General features: G+C 70.8%; 15 protein-coding genes and 1 pseudogene. 2 read left to right on the top strand and 14 right to left on the bottom strand.

The features are described from left to right. Positions 1-9 precede the first annotated feature (9 nt). The 12 genes and pseudogenes from ACGGZK_RS12710 to pdxS all read right to left on the bottom strand — a co-directional run bounded on the left by ACGGZK_RS12710 (position 10) and on the right by pdxS (position 11785). Positions 10-2262 (bottom strand): RelA/SpoT family protein, encoded by a 2253-nt coding sequence (locus tag ACGGZK_RS12710; protein WP_395243007.1) that lies wholly within the window; start codon positions 2260-2262, stop codon positions 10-12. 80 nt (positions 2263-2342) lie between these two features. Then, on the bottom strand, positions 2343-3362 hold the full coding sequence (gene secF, locus ACGGZK_RS12705; protein WP_395243006.1) for a protein translocase subunit SecF: 1020 nt from the start codon (positions 3360-3362) through the stop codon (positions 2343-2345). Further along, positions 3362-5146, bottom strand: coding sequence for a protein translocase subunit SecD (gene secD, locus ACGGZK_RS12700; protein WP_395243005.1), 1785 nt, complete (start codon positions 5144-5146; stop codon positions 3362-3364). Before secD ends, secF begins: the two co-directional genes overlap by 1 nt. Positions 5147-5206: 60 nt before the next feature. Further along, positions 5207-5590: a preprotein translocase subunit YajC gene (gene yajC / locus ACGGZK_RS12695; RefSeq protein WP_395243004.1), complete on the bottom strand. Its 384-nt coding sequence runs from the start codon at positions 5588-5590 to the stop codon at positions 5207-5209. Positions 5591-5662: 72 nt separating this feature from the next. Next, positions 5663-6709 carry a Holliday junction branch migration DNA helicase RuvB gene (gene ruvB / locus ACGGZK_RS12690; RefSeq protein ID WP_395246083.1) on the bottom strand — a complete coding sequence of 349 codons (1047 nt, stop codon included), beginning with the start codon at positions 6707-6709 and terminating at the stop codon, positions 5663-5665. Next, the gene (gene ruvA, locus ACGGZK_RS12685; protein WP_395246082.1) at positions 6706-7326 is read right to left on the bottom strand and encodes a Holliday junction branch migration protein RuvA; all 621 of its coding nucleotides are present in this window, start codon (positions 7324-7326) and stop codon (positions 6706-6708) included. The genes ruvB and ruvA overlap by 4 nt, the downstream gene beginning before the upstream one ends. Before the next feature lie 211 nt (positions 7327-7537). After that, positions 7538-7942: pseudogene (locus ACGGZK_RS12680) on the bottom strand (crossover junction endodeoxyribonuclease RuvC); the annotation flags it as partial. 12 nt (positions 7943-7954) lie between these two features. Next, positions 7955-8710 carry a YebC/PmpR family DNA-binding transcriptional regulator gene (locus ACGGZK_RS12675; protein WP_395243003.1) on the bottom strand — a complete coding sequence of 252 codons (756 nt, stop codon included), beginning with the start codon at positions 8708-8710 and terminating at the stop codon, positions 7955-7957. 49 nt (positions 8711-8759) lie between these two features. After that, positions 8760-9509, bottom strand: a complete 750-nt coding sequence (locus ACGGZK_RS12670) for a hemerythrin domain-containing protein (RefSeq protein WP_395243002.1) — start codon at positions 9507-9509, stop codon at positions 8760-8762. 139 nt (positions 9510-9648) lie between these two features. Continuing rightward, complete coding sequence (locus tag ACGGZK_RS12665) at positions 9649-10173, bottom strand: DUF1697 domain-containing protein (RefSeq protein WP_395243001.1); 525 nt, start codon at positions 10171-10173, stop codon at positions 9649-9651. A gap of 74 nt (positions 10174-10247) precedes the next feature. After that, positions 10248-10898 (bottom strand): pyridoxal 5'-phosphate synthase glutaminase subunit PdxT, encoded by a 651-nt coding sequence (pdxT, locus tag ACGGZK_RS12660; protein ID WP_395243000.1) that lies wholly within the window; start codon positions 10896-10898, stop codon positions 10248-10250. Further along, positions 10895-11785, bottom strand: a complete 891-nt coding sequence (gene pdxS / locus ACGGZK_RS12655; protein WP_395242999.1) for a pyridoxal 5'-phosphate synthase lyase subunit PdxS — start codon at positions 11783-11785, stop codon at positions 10895-10897. The genes pdxT and pdxS overlap by 4 nt, the downstream gene beginning before the upstream one ends. A gap of 111 nt (positions 11786-11896) precedes the next feature. Between pdxS and ACGGZK_RS12650 the strand changes: the two genes are divergently transcribed. Together ACGGZK_RS12650 and pdxY are read left to right on the top strand one after the other, a co-directional pair. Beyond that, on the top strand, positions 11897-13249 hold the full coding sequence (locus ACGGZK_RS12650) for an aminotransferase class I/II-fold pyridoxal phosphate-dependent enzyme (RefSeq protein WP_395242998.1): 1353 nt from the start codon (positions 11897-11899) through the stop codon (positions 13247-13249). Between the two features lie 7 nt (positions 13250-13256). Further along, positions 13257-14108, top strand: a complete 852-nt coding sequence (pdxY, locus tag ACGGZK_RS12645; protein ID WP_395242997.1) for a pyridoxal kinase PdxY — start codon at positions 13257-13259, stop codon at positions 14106-14108. Between the two features lie 13 nt (positions 14109-14121). Here pdxY and ACGGZK_RS12640 read toward each other — a convergent pair whose 3' ends face one another. Next, positions 14122-14685, bottom strand: coding sequence for an HIT family protein (locus tag ACGGZK_RS12640; RefSeq protein WP_395242996.1), 564 nt, complete (start codon positions 14683-14685; stop codon positions 14122-14124). Then, complete coding sequence (thrS, locus tag ACGGZK_RS12635; RefSeq protein WP_395242995.1) at positions 14682-16667, bottom strand: threonine--tRNA ligase; 1986 nt, start codon at positions 16665-16667, stop codon at positions 14682-14684. The genes ACGGZK_RS12640 and thrS overlap by 4 nt, the downstream gene beginning before the upstream one ends. Positions 16668-16717 lie beyond the last annotated feature (50 nt).

Genomic DNA, 16717 nt, shown 5'->3' with positions numbered 1-16717 from the left:
AGGCCCGACTCAGCCGTCGGAGACGCGGTAGACGTCGTAGACGGCGTCGATGCGGCGGACGGCGTTGAGCACGCGGTCGAGGTGCGTGGTGTCGCCCATCTCGAACACGAACCGGCTGAGCGCGAGGCGATCGGTCGAGGTCGAGACATTCGCCGAGAGGATGTTCACGTGGTGCTCGGACAGCACGCGCGTGACGTCCGACAGCAGTCCCGAGCGGTCGAGCGCCTCGATCTGGATCTGCACGAGGAACACGCTCTTCGAGCTCGGCGCCCACTCGACGTCGATCATTCGCTCGGGTTCACGGAGGAGCGACTGCACGTTGTGGCACGTCGCCTGGTGCACCGAGACGCCCGACCCGCGCGTGACGAAGCCGATGATCTCGTCGCCCGGCACCGGCGTGCAGCACCTGGCGAGCTTCACGAGGATGTCGGGCGCGCCTCGTACCAGCACTCCGGAGTCGCTCGTGCGCGGGAGCGGACGCGACCGGGTCGGGATCGCCAGCTCGGGCTCGTCGTCGCCCTCCGAGTCGTCGCGCACGAGCGCGACCACCTTCTCGATCACGGACTGCGTGGAGACGTGGCCCTCGCCGACCGCGGCGTACAGCGCCGACACGTCGTCGTACCGGAGTTGGGACGCCACCTCGGCGAACGACTCCTGGCTCATCAGCTTCTGGAGCGGCAGGTTCTGCTTGCGCATGGCGCGGGCGATCGCATCGCGCCCGTGCTCGATGGCTTCGTCGCGTCGCTCCTTCGTGAACCACTGGCGGATCTTGTTCCGCGCGCGGGGACTCTTGACGAAGGTCAGCCAGTCCTTGCTGGGGCCCGAGTCGGGGTTCTTCGAGGTGAACACCTCGACGACGTCGCCGCTCGAGAGCGTCGTCTCCAACGGCACGAGCCGGCCGTTGACCTTCGAGCCCATCGTGCGGTGGCCGACCTCGGTGTGCACGGCGTACGCGAAGTCGACCGGGGTGGCACCGGCGGGAAGGCCGATGACGCGCCCCTTCGGGGTGAAGACGTAGACCTCCTTCGCGCCGATCTCGAACCGCAGCGAGTCGAGGAACTCCCCCGGGTCGCTCGTCTCCGCCTGCCAGTCCGAGATGTGCGCGAGCCACGCCATGTCGGTCTCGGTCGACGGCTGGTCGTCGGTGCGACCGGTGGCCATCCGCTCCTTGTACTTCCAGTGCGCGGCGACACCGTACTCGGCGCGCTGGTGCATCTCGTGCGTGCGGATCTGGATCTCGACCGCACGGCCCTTCGGCCCGATGACCGTCGTGTGCAGCGACTGGTAGAGGTTGAACTTCGGCGTCGCGATGTAGTCCTTGAACCGGCCGGGCACCGGCGTCCACCGGGCGTGGATCGAGCCGAGCACCGCGTAGCAGTCGCGAACCGTGTTCACGAGGACGCGGATGCCGACGAGGTCGTAGATCTCGTCGAACTCCCGGCCGCGCACGATCATCTTCTGGTAGATCGAGTAGTACTGCTTCGGGCGACCGACGACCTTGCCGCGGATCTTCGCCGACTTGAGGTCGTCGCCGACGAGGTCGATGACCGACTGCACGTACTCCTCGCGCTGCGGTGTGCGCTGCTTCACGAGGCTCTCGATCTCGGCGTAGAGCTTCGGATAGAGCACCGCGAACGAGAGGTCCTCGAGCTCCCACTTGATGGTCTGGATACCGAGCCGATGCGCGAGCGGGGCGTAGATCTCGAGCGTCTCGGTCGCCTTGCGCGTCGCGGACTCGGCCGGCACGAAGCCCCACGTGCGGGCGTTGTGCAGGCGGTCGGCGAGCTTGATGATCAGCACGCGGATGTCCTTCGACATCGCCACGATCATCTTGCGGACGGTCTCGGCCTGCGTCGAGTCGCCGTACTTGACCTTGTCGAGCTTGGTGACGCCGTCGACGAGCATCGCGATCTCGTCGCCGAAATCGGCCCGCAGCTCGTCGAGCGTGTAGGAGGTGTCCTCGACGGTGTCGTGCAGCAGCGCCGCCGCGACCGTCTTCGAGCCGATGCCGAGGTCCGCGAGGATCTGCGCCACCGCGATCGGATGCGTGATGTACGGCTCGCCGCTGCGGCGCTTCTGGCCGGAGTGCGCCCGATCGGCCACCTGGTGGGCGCGCTCGATGAGGGCGAGATCGGCCTTCGGGTGATGGAGCCGGACGGTGCGCAGGAGCGTGTCGACCGCGCCCGACGGCTGCGCCTTCGAGAAGATGCGCGGCACGAGCCGACGCAGCGAGGCGGTCTGGTTGATCCCGGCTTCCGTCACGTCACCACCTCCTGCGTTCGATTATCCCCGGTTCGGGGACGGCTCCGCGCCACGGGTGGGAACGTGCACGTTCGAACGCATCAGGCGGTGACCGCCGCCGCCTCCTGCGTGGCCGACGATCCCGCACGCTCGCGCTCCTTGAGCACCTTCTCGTCGTGGCGACGGATGGCCTTCTCGCCCTCGCGCAGCTGCGAGTACAGCGGCGCGGCGAGGAAGACCGTCGACCAGGTGCCGACGAGGATGCCGATGAGCAGCGCGAGCGAGATGTCGCGGAGCGTGTCGGCACCGAGGACGCCCGCGCCGATGAAGAGGATCGCGGCGACCGGGAGTGCGGCGACGACGGAGGTGTTGATCGACCGGACCAGCGTCTGGTTGACCGCGAGGTTCACCGACTCGCCGAAGGTCCGGCGAGATTCCTGCCCGTCCTCCGCGGTGTTCTCGCGGATCTTGTCGAACACCACGACGGTGTCGTACAGCGAGTAGCTGAGGATCGTGAGGATACCGATCATGGCGGCCGGCGAGACCTCGAACCCGACGGCGGCGTAGATGCCGACGGTGACGACGAGGTCGGCGAGCAGTGCCAGGATCGCGGCGAGCGACATCTTCCACGTGCGGAAGTAGATCGCCATCACGATCGCCGCGAGCACGGTGAACGCGATGAGGCCCAGGATCGCCTGGCGCGTCACGTCGGCGCCCCAGCTCGGGCCGACGAAGCTCGACGCGACCTCGGACTCGGGCACGTCGTACGCCTCCGCGAGCGCGGCCGACACCTCGTGCGACTCATCCTGCGACAGCTGGTCGGTCTGCACGCGCACGCCGGAACCGCCGACGATGGTCACCTTGGTGGTCGCACCGGGGACTACCGACTCCACCGCGTCCAGCGCAGGCTGGGCGGTGGCGTTCTCGACGCCGGTGATCTGGAACTGGGATCCGCCGAGGAACTCGATGGAGAAGTTCACGCCGCGCAGCAGCGGGACGGCGATCGAGAGGATGATCAGCACGCCGACGATGGCGTACCACTTCTTCCGTCCGCCGACGAAGTTGAACGAGCGCTTCCCCGTGTAGAGGTCGTTGCCGAACGTGGTGAGGCGGTTGGCCATCAGGACTCCTTGCCATCGGTCGCGCCGGCGCCGGCGGAGACCTTCTCGTCCGCACGGGCGGACTCCGACTTCGTGCTCGCGTCGATGCCCGCCGCCTTGCGTTCGGCGATGGTCTGCCGGCGCTGCGCCTCCTTGGAGCTCGAGGCCAGCTTGTTGGCGGGGACCGCCGTGGTCTTGCGGAACTCCGCACGGCCTCGGTAGACGGCGCCCAGGGCGTTCGGGTCGAGGCCCGACCACGGGTTGCCGCTCGAGAAGAAGCGGGTCTGCGCGAGCAGCTGCAGCATCGGGTGCGTGAAGAGGATCACCACGACGACGTCGATGATCGTCGTGAGGCCGAGCGTGTAGGCGAAGCCCTTCACGCTGCCGACCGCGAGGATGAACAGCACGATCGCGGCGAGGAGGTTCACGCCCTTCGAGGCGAGGATCGTGCGGAACGCGCGCTTCCAGCCCGCCTCGACCGAGCCGACGAGCGGCCGGCCGTCGCGGAGTTCGTCTCGCACGCGTTCGAAGTACACGATGAACGAGTCGGCGGTGAAGCCGATCGCGACGATGAGGCCCGCGATGCCGGCGAGCGACAGGCGGTAGCCCTCGCGCCACGACAGGATCGTGATCATCAGGTACGTGATGATCGCGGCGATGATGAGCGATGCGATCGTCACGGAACCCAGCGCCCGGTATTGGAACAGGGTGTAGATGACGACCAGGATCAGGCCGATGAGGCCGGCGATGAGGCCCGACTGCAGCTGCGAGGTACCGAGCGTCGCGGAGATCGTGTCGGACGACTGCACGGTGAAGCTGATCGGCAGCGCGCCGAACTTCAGCTGGTCGGCCAGGGCCTTCGACGACTCCTGCGTGAACGAGCCGGTGATCTGCGGGCGGCCGTCGGTGATGACGCCGTTCATCGAGGGCGCCGACAGCACGACGCCGTCGAGCACGAACGCGAACTGGTCGCGAGGCGCCTGGTCCTTCAGGCCGAAGAGGCGGGTCGACACGGTCGCGAACGCCTTGGTGCCCTCGTCGTTGAAGACGATGTTGACGGCCCAGGTGCCGGTGTTGGCGCCGGTGCTGGTCTGCACGGTGCCGTTGGTCGCGTCGGTGATGTCCTCACCGCTGACCTCGACCGGGCCGAGCAGGTACTTCGTCGTGCCCGTCCGGTCGCAGGTGACGAGCGGCTCGTCGGCCGGCGCCACGTTCGCGCCGCTCTCGTCGATCGTCGAGCAGTCGAACGAGTCGAACTCGGACTGCAGCGCCGGGGTCACCCAGTTCGGGTCGCTGGCGTCGGTCGGCTCGACGGTCGGCGTCGACTCGAGCTCCTCCGCCGGCTCCGTCGGCTCCGCCGAGGCGCTCGGGTCGAGGGACGTCGAGGACGTCGCCCCGGAGGAGAGCAGCACCGGCCGGAGCTCGAGCTTCGCGGACGACTGGATGCGCGCGCGGGTGTCGTCGTCGAGTTCGCCGGGGATGCGCACGACGACGTTGCTGCCCTCGGTGTTGATCTCGGCCTCGGACACACCCGACGCGTCGACGCGCTCGCGGATGATCGACACGGCCTGGTCGAGCTGCTCCTGCGACGCGGTCTGACCGGCCTCGAGCTTCGGCGCGAGGATGATCTGCGTGCCGCCCTCGAGGTCGAGGGCGAGCTTCGGCGTCCACGACCCGCCGCCCCAGATCACGCCCGCGGCGTTGATGGCGAACAGGCCGACGATGATCACGCCGAGCCAGGTGAGGGACCGCCAGGCCTTGCGGACCGGCGTCGGTCGCTTGGACCGCTTCGAAGGTGCAGCCACGTTTCTGTTCTCTCTGCAGGAGCCCGCGCGCGAGCGCGGGCGGAGCCTCTGGTGGAAGGGCTAGTCGTCCGACTTCTTGGTGTCGGTCGTCTCGTCAGCCTGGGTCGACTCGATCCGCTCGCCGTACTCCGGCTCGCCCTCGACGGCGGCCGACTCCTCGTCGTCCGCGACGGTCTCGGAGGGCTCTACGACGCGGGCCACCGTCTGGCGGTGCACCACGAGGACGGTGCCGGGCGACACCTCGAGCTCGACCTTGTTCTCCTCCTCGTCGATGGAGACGATCGTGCCGTAGAGGCCGAAGTTGGTCATGACCTGCGCACCCGGAACGACCTTCGACTGGAGGTTGCGGGCCTCGGCCTGCCGCTTCCGCGAGTTCCGGAACATGAAGAAGATCAGCACCGCCAGGACGGCGAGCATGATGAGGGTGAACGGATCGAAAACCATGGGGTGCTGAAGCCTTCCAGTGTGCGACGTCGCGCACGAGGTCAAGGGTGGGTAGGCCGGAGCCTCCTTGGATTATAGGTCATCGAGCGGAAGCGCCGCTGTCGCCCCCGTCGCCTGCGCTCCGTCGACGAGGCCGAAGTGCCGCCACGCCGCCGGCGTCGCCACCCGACCCCGCGGCGTCCGGGTGAGCAGGCCGATCCGCACGAGGAACGGCTCCACCACCGCCTCGATGGTCTCGGCCTCCTCGCCCACGGAGACCGCGAGGGTGTTGAGCCCGACCGGGCCCCCGCCGAACCGGGTCAGGATCGTGTCCATGACGGCGCGGTCGAGCCGGTCGAGTCCGAGGGCGTCGACGTCGTACAGGTCGAGCGCCGCCTGCACCGCGTCGACGTCGGCGCGGCCGCCGTGCACGAGGGCGTAGTCGCGCACGCGGCGCAGCAGCCGGTTCGCGATGCGGGGGGTGCCGCGGCATCGGCCGGCGATCTCGGCGATCGCGTCGCGGTCGACGTCGAGCCCGAGCATGACGGCGGCCCGGGCGAGCACCTGCTCGAGCTCGGCCTCGTCGTAGAACTCGAGGTGCGCGGTGAAGCCGAAGCGGTCGCGGAGCGGGTTCGGCAGGAGTCCGGCACGCGTCGTGGCGCCGACCAGCGTGAACGGCGCGAGATCGAGCGGCACGGAGGTGGCGCCGGCGCCCTTGCCGACCATGATGTCGATCCGGAAGTCCTCCATCGCGAGGTACAGCATCTCCTCGGCGGACCGGGCCATGCGGTGGATCTCGTCGATGAAGAGCACCTCGCCGGGCACGAGCGAGCTGAGGATCGCGGCGAGGTCGCCCGCGTGCTGGATCGCCGGACCGCTCGACATGCGCAGCGGCCGGCCGCCCTCGTGCGCCACGATCATCGCGAGGGTCGTCTTGCCGAGCCCGGGCGGGCCGGCCAGCAGGATGTGGTCGGGCGTGCGCTGCTGGAGCGCGGCCGCCGACAGCAGCAACTGGAGCTGGCCGCGCACCCGGGTCTGGCCGACGAACTCGGCGAGGCTGCGCGGGCGGAGCGCGCCCTCGAAGGCGAGCTCGGCTTCTCCCGCGAGCTGCGGGTCGGTCAGGTCGTCGGCGTCGGTCATCGGGCGCGGCCCGTCTGGCGCGCGGGGCCGAGCCGGGCGAGCGTCAACCGCAGCAGCGCCGGCACGGACGCAGCCTCGGTCTCGGAGGCCTCGCCCACCGTCTCCTCGACCGCCTCGGCGGCGACCCGCTCGGGCCAGCCGAGGTTGGTGAGCGCGGCCAGCACGCTCTCGGCGACGGTGCCCGCCACGACGGGCGCCGCGACCGCCCGGGTCGCGGGCGCCACGAGCTTGCCCGCCAGCGAGACGGTGATGAGCTTGGCCGTCTTCGGGCCGATGCCGCTGACCTTCCGGAACACGGCGTCGTCGTCGGCCTGCACGGCCTCGGCGACCTGGTCGGGAGAGAGCGCCGACAGCACGCCGAGGGCGGACTTCGGGCCGACGCCCGTGACCCCGAGGAGGAGCTCGAAGACGTCGAGCTCGTCGCGCGTGGCGAACCCGAAGAGGGTCAGCGCGTCCTCTCGGACGATGAGCGAGGTCTGGACGACCACCTCGTCTCCGACGCGACTCGCGAGCGCGAGCGCCGGCGTGGTGTGCAGGTGGAACCCGACTCCGCCGACCTCGATCACGAGGGAACTGCCTGCTGCGGTGAGGACGGTGCCGCGGAGGGAGGAGATCACTCCCCAGCCTACGGGCGGCCCCCGACACGGACGCGTTGCGCTCGGCGGCGAGCCACGCCCGTTGCGCCGGGGTCAGTGCCGAGGCATCCGCTCGCGCTCCTCGCGGGGCGGCCGCGGCGTCGCGGACCGCCGCACCGGCGACCCCGCCCGTGCGCCACGCGTGGCAGATCGCGAGCGCGAGCGCGTCGGCCGCGTCGGCGGGCTTCGGGACCGCCTCGAGGCCGAGGATGCGCGCGACCATCGCGCCGACCTGCTTCTTGTCGGCGCGGCCGTACCCGGTGATCGCCGCCTTCACCTCACTGGGGGTGTGCAGCGCGACCGGCAGCTCCCGTCGCGCCGCGATGAGCATCGCCACCCCGGAGATCTGCGCGGTCCCCATGATCGTCGAGACATCCGACCGCGCGAAGACGCGCTCGAGCGCGACGGCGTTGGGCCGGTGCTCCTCGACGATCGCCTCCAGCCCGTCGGCGATGCGCGCGAGCCGGCGCTCGATCGGCAGGTCGGTCGGCGACCGCAGCACGACGACGTCGACGAGCACCGCCTGACGGTTCGGCGACACGTCGACGACGCCGACGCCGCAGCGGGTGAGCCCGGGGTCGATGCCGAGCACCCGCATACGGCCGACCGCCTATTCCGCCTCGAGCTCGGCCTGGACCTCGGGGGTCAGGTCGAAGTTCGAGTAGACGTTCTGCACGTCGTCCGAGTCCTCGAGCGCGTCGATGAGCCGGAAGACCTTGCGCGCCGTGTCGGCGTCGACCTCGACCTTGAGGTTCGGCACGAACTCGATGTCGGCGGACTCGTAGTCGAGGCCCGCGTCCTGCAGGGCCTTGCGCACGGTGACGAGCTCGGACGGGTCGGTGATGACCTCGAACCCGAGGGCGTGCCCCTCGATCTCCTCGGCACCGGCCTCGAGCGCCGCCAGCATGACGTCGTCCTCGGTCGTGCCCTCGCCGGAGACGACGATGACGCCCTTGCGCGTGAAGTTGTAGGCGACGGAGCCGGGGTCGGCGAGGGTGCCGTTGTTGCGGCTGAGCCCCGTGCGCACCTCGGCGGCGGCGCGGTTCTTGTTGTCGGTCAGCACCTCGATCATGAGCGCGACGCCGGCCGGGCCGTACGCCTCGTAGGTGATGCTCTGGTACTCGACGGCCTCGCCGCCGATGCCCGCACCGCGCTTGATCGCGCGGTCGATGTTGTCGTTGGGGACCGAGGTCTTCTTGGCCTTCTGCACGGCGTCGTACAGGGTGGGGTTGCCGGCCAGGTCGGCGCCGCCCATCTTGGCCGCGACCTCGATGTTCTTGATCAGCTTGGCGAACGACTTGGCGCGGCGCGCGTCGATGACGGCCTTCTTGTGCTTGGTCGTCGCCCACTTGGAATGCCCGGACATGCTGCTCCTGAATCCGTGTCGAGGCGGGTGCACCCGCCGACAGACCATTCTAGGGCAGCACCTCCGTCAGCCCTCCGCCGCCCCGCGGCGCGACCCTCGTCCGCTCGGGGAAGAGGGAGCGCACGGCGCGCTCGTACTGCTTCCGGCCGACCGCGCGGTAGGCGACCCGGATGGGCGCCGGCATCTGCGAGGCGAACCACGCGTCCCGCTCGGCGGGCGGAACGCTCTCGAGCATGAAGCCGATGAGCACGAAGATCGGCAGCGGCGGGCGGTGGCGGCTCGCCTCGCGGTGGATGTCGTCCCACTCGGCGTCGGTCAGGATCGCGTCGAGCACCGGGAACGCCTCGCGCTCCTCGTCGGCGAGGTGCCGGAGGAGCAGTCGATCGACCTCCTCCAGCTCGGCCGCGAGGCGGTCCCGTGCGGCTCCGTCGGCGGCGGCCGTCCACGCCTCGACGAGCGCGTCGACCGAATCGAGCAGGTCGGACACCGTCGCGTGCTGCTCCCGCATGAGCGCCACGTGCAGGCCGCAGGCCGGAGCCCGCTCGGTCATCGTGTCCCAGAAGAACTCGTCCTCGGTGCGGTGGTGGACGTGCAGCAATGCGGTGATGCCGTGGAGGTGCTTCGCGACGCGACGCGCGCGGGCGAGGTCACCGGATTCCACGCCGCGGACGACGACGGGCGCGTCCGCGTACAGGCGGCGGAAGAGGCGGTGGATCACCACCACCTCGTCGCTGCGGCAGGTCGTGGCGGGTACGGCGGCGGGGGCGGGCGCGCCGGTGCTGGGAAGTCGCGTGGTCATGCGGGCCAGTCGAGCGGATGCCCCGCCCCGCCGCGCCCGTGGTGCCCCTCGGTTCGGCTCGGGGTGACCCGCCGGTCCGCTCCGGGCGGACCCGGAGCGCGGGAGGGTCACCGGCCGGCGCCCTCGCGCCTCCCCGGGCTCAGCCGAGGAGCTTGCCGAGCGTCCGGAGGTTCCGGTTCGTCGTCGTGGGCCGGAATCGCGCCTTCGCCAGGCGCTTCGCGAATGGCGTGTCGGTCGTGGTGCCCTTGACCGGGTTCCAGTACACGACGCCCTTCCCGCGCGCGATCGGGTCGACGTCGGGGTCGAGCCCGTCGGCGGAGGCCACCTCGTCGAGCACCGCCTCGTCGGACGCGAAGATCACCCAGGGCTGGCGGCCCGCGTCGTCGGCGTCGAACGGGAACGCCTCGATCACCTTCGCGACGTGCTCGTCGGTGGTGAGCACGGTCCAGGCGTCGTACCCGAACCGCTCGCCGAGCGCCGACTCGATGTCGCGCTTCAGCGCGGACGCATCCGTCCGGCCGCTCGTGAACACCACGTTGCCGCTCGCGAGCACGGTGCGGACGTCGTCGAACCCGAGCCCGCGGAAGAGCTCGGCGAGTTCGGCGGAGCGGATGGCGACCCCGCCGACGTTGACCCCGCGGAGGAGGGCGATCCATCGCTGCATGGCTGCAGCCTATGGCGCCCCACCGACGGCCGCCCCGCGAACGGCCGCGCCACCGACCGTCAGGCCGACGACCGTCAGGCCGCCGTCCGTCCGGCGCGGGCGCGCACCTTGCCCAGGAAGTACTCGTGGAAGCGGTGCTCCCCCGTGATCTCGGGGTGGAAGCTGGTGCCGAGGAGGTTGCCCTGCTCGACCGCGACGACGCGCCCGTCGGCGAGCGAGGCCAGCGGCGTGGCATCCGGCCCCACCGACTCGACCACCGGGCCGCGGATGAAGACGGCGTGCACCGGAGCGTCGCCCAGCGCCGGCACCTCGAGGTCGGTCTCGAACGACTGGTTCTGCGATCCGAAGGCGTTGCGCCGCACGACGACGTCGAGGCCGCCGAGCGACTCCTGGCCGGCGATCGCATCGCGCAGGGTGTCGGCGAGCATGATCAGCCCGGCGCACGTGCCGTACACGGGAAGGCCGGCGGCGATCGCGTCGCGCAGGGGGTGCTGCAGGCCGTACGCGCGCGCCAGCTTGTCCATGACGGATGACTCCCCGCCGGGGATGACGAGCCCGTCGACCTCGTCGAGCTCCGCGGGACGGCGCACGAGCGAGACGGTCGCCCCGAGCGAGGCGAGCACGCGCGCGTGCTCGCGGAAGTCGCCCTGGAGCGCGAGTACCCCGACGCGGGGACCGGCCTGGGCCGGCCCCGCGTCGAGCGACTCGCTGCGGAGGGTGGTCACCAGCCGCGCTCGGCGAGGCGGTGCGGGGCGGGCAGGTCGCCGACGTTGATGCCGACCATCGCCTCGCCGAGGCCGCGCGAGACCTCCGCGATGACCGAGGGGTCGTCGTAGAACGTGGTCGCCTTGACGACGGCCGCGGCGCGCGCCTCGGGGTTGCCCGACTTGAAGATGCCGGAGCCCACGAAGACGCCGTCGGCGCCGAGCTGCATCATCATGGCCGCGTCGGCGGGCGTCGCGACGCCGCCGGCGGTGAACAGCACGACGGGCAGCTTGCCGGTCTCCGCGACCTCGGCGACGAGGTCGTAGGGCGCCTGCAGCTCCTTTGCGGCGACGTAGAGCTCGTCCTTCGTCATCGACTTCAGCGCGTTGATCTCGCTCGTGATCTTGCGGATGTGCTTCGTCGCCTCGGAGACGTCGCCGGTGCCGGCCTCGCCCTTGGAACGGATCATCGCCGCGCCCTCGTTGATGCGGCGGAGCGCCTCGCCGAGGTTCGTCGCACCGCAGACGAACGGGGTGTTGAAGCCCCACTTGTCGATGTGGTTCACGTAGTCGGCGGGCGAGAGCACCTCGGACTCGTCGATGTAGTCGACGTCGAGCGCCTGCAGCACCTGCGCCTCGACGAAGTGGCCGATGCGGGCCTTCGCCATGACGGGGATCGACACCTCGGCGATGATGGCCTCGATGAGGTCGGGGTCGCTCATGCGGGCGACGCCGCCCTGCGCGCGGATGTCGGCGGGGACGCGCTCGAGGGCCATGACGGCGACGGCGCCGGCGTCCTCGGCGATGCGGGCCTGGGCAGGCGTGACGACGTCCATGATCACGCCGCCCTTCAGCATCTCGGCCAGGCCGCGCTTCACGCGGCTCGAGCCCGTCTCGGCAGTGCTCATCGGGGGTTCCCTTCGGTGGATGGCGCGCGGGATCGCGCGGGCTCTCGGACAATGCGAACGCTTGACCTAGGCCAAACGGTAGCATGGCCTGCGACCGACCATCGGAGCAGCATGGATCCTGACCTGACCCTCCAGATCACCGGCCGAGCGGCCGCCGACATCGCCGACAGCGTGCGCGCCCTCATCGAGCGCGGCGCCCTGCAGCCCGGCCAGTCGCTGCCGCCCGTGCGCACCCTCGCCGACACCCTCGGGGTGAACCGGAACACCGCGGTCGCCGCGTACCGCCAACTCACGCAGGCCGGGGTCGTCGTGACCCGTGGCCGCGGCGGCACGCACGTCGCCGACCGCTCCGAGGTGCCGCAGGAGGGCTTCGCCGCCGACAACGTGCTGCGCGACGTCGCGACCGGCAACCCCGACCCCGACCGCATCCCCGATCCGTCGCGCGCGCTCGCGGGCATGGCCGGTCGGCCGGTGCTCTACGGCGAACCCGTCATCGACCCGGCGCTCGACGCGTGGGCCCGGTCGTGGATGTGCGACGACCTCTCCCCCGACGAGGTCCGGCTGACGATCACGAGCGGCGCGGCCGATGCCGTCGAGCGGCTGCTCGCGCAGGCGCTCGTGCGCGACGACGCCGTCGCGCTCGAGGATCCGTGCTTCCTCACCAGCATCCACACCGTGCGGGTCGGCGGGTACCGCGCCGTGCCGGTGCCCGTCGACGACAAGGGCATGACCGTCGAGGGCCTCCGCGCCGCCCTCGACCAGGGCGTGCGCGCGATCGTCTGCACCCCGCGCGCCCAGAACCCCACCGGGGCGAGCCTCACCGCCGAACGCGCGGCGGCGCTGCGCGAGATCCTCCGCGCCCACCCCTACGTGCTCGTCATCGAGGACGACCACTTCTCGATGCTCTCCCGCCGGCCCTTCCACTCCCTCATCGGCCCCGAGCACCGTCGGTGGGCGCTCGTGCGCTCGGTGTCGAAGTTCCTCGGCCCCGACATGTGCCTCGCCGTCACTGCGTCCGACCCCGACACCGCCGCCCGCCTGGCGATGCGGCTGACGCCCGGCACGACGTGGGTCAGCCATCTCCTGCAGCGGCTCGTGCACGCGCTCGTCACCGACGCCGACGTCCTCGCCGGCATCGAGTCGGCCGGCGCGCACTACGCCGACCGGAACGCCGCCTTCGCCGCCCGGCTGACCGCGCTCGGGGTGCCGGCGACGGCCGGCGACGGCCTCAACCTGTGGGTGCCCCTGCCCGTGCCGGCCCGCGACGTGAGCGAGCAGCTCATGCGCCGCGGCTGGCTCGCCCGCGCCGGCGACGCATTCGTGCTCGCCGACGAGCCCGCCGCGCGGCGCCTCCGGCTCACCGTGCACGACCTCGACGACGTCGATGCGGAGCGCCTCGCCGCCGACATCGCCGCCGCCGTGCGGGCGGCAGGCGGACGGCTCGTCGTCGCCGGGGTGGGATGATCGACCGGTGAAGATCCTCTCCATCCAGTCCGCCGTCGCCTACGGCCACGTCGGCAACTCCGCGGCCGTGTTCCCCCTGCAGCGCATCGGCGTCGAGGTGCTGCCGGTCTACACGGTGAACTTCTCGAACCACACCGGGTACGGCGCCTGGCGCGGGCCGCTGATCAGCCCCGACGACGTCGCCGCCGTGATCACCGGCATCGAGGAGCGCGGGGTCTTCCCCCAGGTCGACGTGGTGCTCTCCGGCTACCAGGGCGGCGAAGGCATCGCCGACGTCATCCTCGACGCGGTCGCGCGCGTCAAGGCGGCCAACCCCGACGCGATCTACGCGTGCGACCCGGTGATGGGCAACGCGAAGAGCGGATGCTTCGTCGCGCCGGCGATCCCCGTGCTGCTGCGCGACCGGGTGGTGCCGGCCGCCGACCTCGTCACCCCGAACCAGTTCGAGCTCGGCTACCTCACCGGCACCGAGCCCGACACCCTCGAGTCGACGCTCGAATCGGTCGACCTCGTGCGCGCGTCCGGCCCCCGCACGGTGCTCGTGACGAGCGTCGAGCGCCCCGACCGCGAGGAGGGCACGATCGAGATGCTCGCCGTCGACGACGCGGGCGCGTGGATCGCGCAGACCCCGCTGCTGCCGATGAAGGCGAACGGCTCGGGCGATGTCACGGCCGCGCTGTTCACCGCGCACTACCGCCGCACGGGCGATGCCGCCGACGCGCTGGCCCGCACGGCGTCGAGCGTGTTCGACCTGCTCACCCGCACGCACGAGTCGGGCGAGCGCGAGCTGCAGCTCGTCGAGTCGCAGGAGGCGTACGCGCACCCGCGCATGCAGTTCGGCGTGCGGCAGGTCCGCTGACGGGGGCCGGGCGTCAGCCCGGCCAGCCCTCGGCGACCTCGCGCCGCACGTCGCCGAGCAGGCGCGGGATGGCCTTCGTCTTCGCGATGATCGGGAAGAAGTTCGAGTCCAGCGCCCAACGGGGCACGATGTGCTGGTGCAGGTGCTCGGAGATCCCGGCACCGGCGATCCGCCCCTGGTTCATCCCGATGTTGAAGCCGTCGCAGTGCGACACCTGCTTCAGCACCCGCATCGCGATCTGGGTCATCTCGCCGATCTCGGCCACCTCCGCCGGGCTCGCCTCGTCGTAGGTCGCGATGTGCCGGTACGGGCAGACGAGCAGGTGGCCGCTGTTGTACGGGTAGAGGTTGAGCAGGACGTACGCGTGCTCGCCGCGGGCGACGATGAAGCTCGTCTCGTCGTCGAACTCGGGCGCCCGGCAGAACGGGCAGGCGTGCTCGCTCGGATCCTGCCCGTTCTCGATGTAGACCATCCGGTGCGGCGTCCACAGTCGCTGGAACGCGTCGGGCACGGCGGCGAGGTCTCCCGAGCGCTGCATCGGCACGCCCTCGAACTCCTCCGGCCCGTAGTTCGTCATGCGAACAGGTCGTCCTTCGTCGACACCTGGCGGTGGTCGGCGATGGCCTCGCGGATCTTCGCCGTGGCCACGTCGATCGGCACGCCGTTCTCCTGGGTGCCGTCGCGGAAGCGGAAGCTCACGGTCTCGCCGCTGCGGTCGTTCTCGCCCGCGATGAGCTGGAACGGCACCTTCTGGGTCGTGTGCGTGCGGATCTTCTTCTGCATGCGGTCGTCGGTGGTGTCGAGCTCGGCGCGGACGCCCGCGCCCTTCAGCTGCTCGATGATCGCGCCGAGGTAGGGCGCGTACTCGTCGGCGACCGGGATGCCGACGACCTGCACGGGCGCGAGCCAGGCCGGGAAGGCGCCGGCGTAGTGCTCGAGCAGGATGGCGAAGAAGCGCTCGACCGACCCGAGCAGCGCGCGGTGGATCATCGCGGGCTGCTTCTGCGTGCCGTCGGCGGCGGCGTAGCGCAGCTCGAAGAGCTCGGGCTGGTTGAAGTCGAGCTGCACGGTCGACAGCTGCCAGGTCCGGCCGATCGCGTCGCGCGCCTGCACCGAGATCTTCGGGCCGTAGAACGCGGCCCCGCCCGGGTCGTCGACGAGTTCGAGGCCGGAGTCGACCGCGACCTCGCGGAGGGTCTCGGTCGCGGCCTCCCAGAGGTCGTCGGAGCCGACGTACTTCTCCGGGTCCTTCGTGGAGAGCTCGAGGTAGAAGTCGGTGAGGCCGTAGCCGCGCAGCGTCTCGAGCACGAAGTCGAGCTGGCTGGCGACCTCGTCCTTGATCTGGTCGTCGGTGACGTAGATGTGCGCGTCGTCCTGCGTGAGGCCGCGCACGCGGGTCAGGCCCGACAGAGTGCCGCTCTTCTCGTACCGGTACACGGTGCCGAACTCGGCGAGCCGCAGCGGCAGTTCGCGGTACGACCGGCCGCGCGCCCGGAACACGAGGTTGTGCATCGGGCAGTTCATGGGCTTCAGGTAGTAGTCCTGGCCCTGCCGGGTGACGTTGCCCTCGGCGTCGGTCTCCTCGTCGAGGTGCATGGGCGGGAACATCCCGTCGGCGTACCAGTTGAGGTGCTGGCTGACCTCGTAGAGGTGCGCCTTGGTGATGTGCGGCGTGTTGACGAACTCGTACCCGTTCTTCAGCAGCTGACGCCGCAGGTACTCCTCCATCTCGTAGCGGATGATGCCGCCCTTGGGGTGGAACACCGCGAGCCCCGAGCCGATCTCGTCGGGGAAGCTGAACAGGTCGAGCTCGCCGCCGAGCTTGCGGTGGTCGCGCTTCGCGGCCTCCTCGAGGCGGGTCTGGTAGGCGCGCAGCTCGTCCTTCGTGGGCCAGGCGGTGCCGTAGATGCGCTGGAGCTGCGGGTTCTTCTCCGATCCGCGCCAGTACGCCGCGGCGACGCGCATCAGCGCCCAGCCGTTGCCGATCATGCGGGTGTTCGGCAGGTGCGGCCCGCGGCAGAGGTCCTTCCAGACGGTCTCGCCGGACTTCGGGTCGACGTTGTCGTAGATCGTGAGCTCGCCGCCCCCGACCTCGACCGACTCGTGGTCGTCGCCACTGGACTCGCCGTGCCCGGCGGCGCCCTTCAGCCCGATCAGCTCGAGCTTGTACGGCTCGGCGGCGAGCTCGGCGCGCGCCTCGTCGTCGGTCACGACGCGGCGGATGAAGCGCTGGCCGGCACGGACGATCCGGGCCATCTCCTTGTCGAGGGCCTTCAGGTCCTCGGGGGTGAACGGCGTCTGCACGTCGAAGTCGTAGTAGAAGCCGTTCTCGACGGGCGGGCCGATGCCGAGCTTCGCCTCCGGGTTGATCGCCTGCACCGCCTGGGCGAGCACGTGCGCAGTCGAGTGCCGCAGGATGTTCAGCCCGTCGGGCGAGTCGATCGTCACGGGCTCGACGACGTCGTCGTCCGTGACCGTGGCGGCCAGGTCCTTCAGCTCGCCGTTGACGCGCATCGCGACAACGGAACGGTCGGTGAAGAGCGCGAACCCGTCGGCCACCTGATCCACTCCTTGGTTTCGGAAGAACAATCCTTCAACTGTAGTCGGCC

Origin of the sequence: Agromyces sp. MMS24-K17 (genome assembly GCF_043950245.1) — a bacterium.
GTDB lineage: Bacteria > Actinomycetota > Actinomycetes > Actinomycetales > Microbacteriaceae > Agromyces.
Note: the sequence above shows the minus strand (reverse complement) of the source record. Positions and strands in the feature narration are given on the sequence as shown.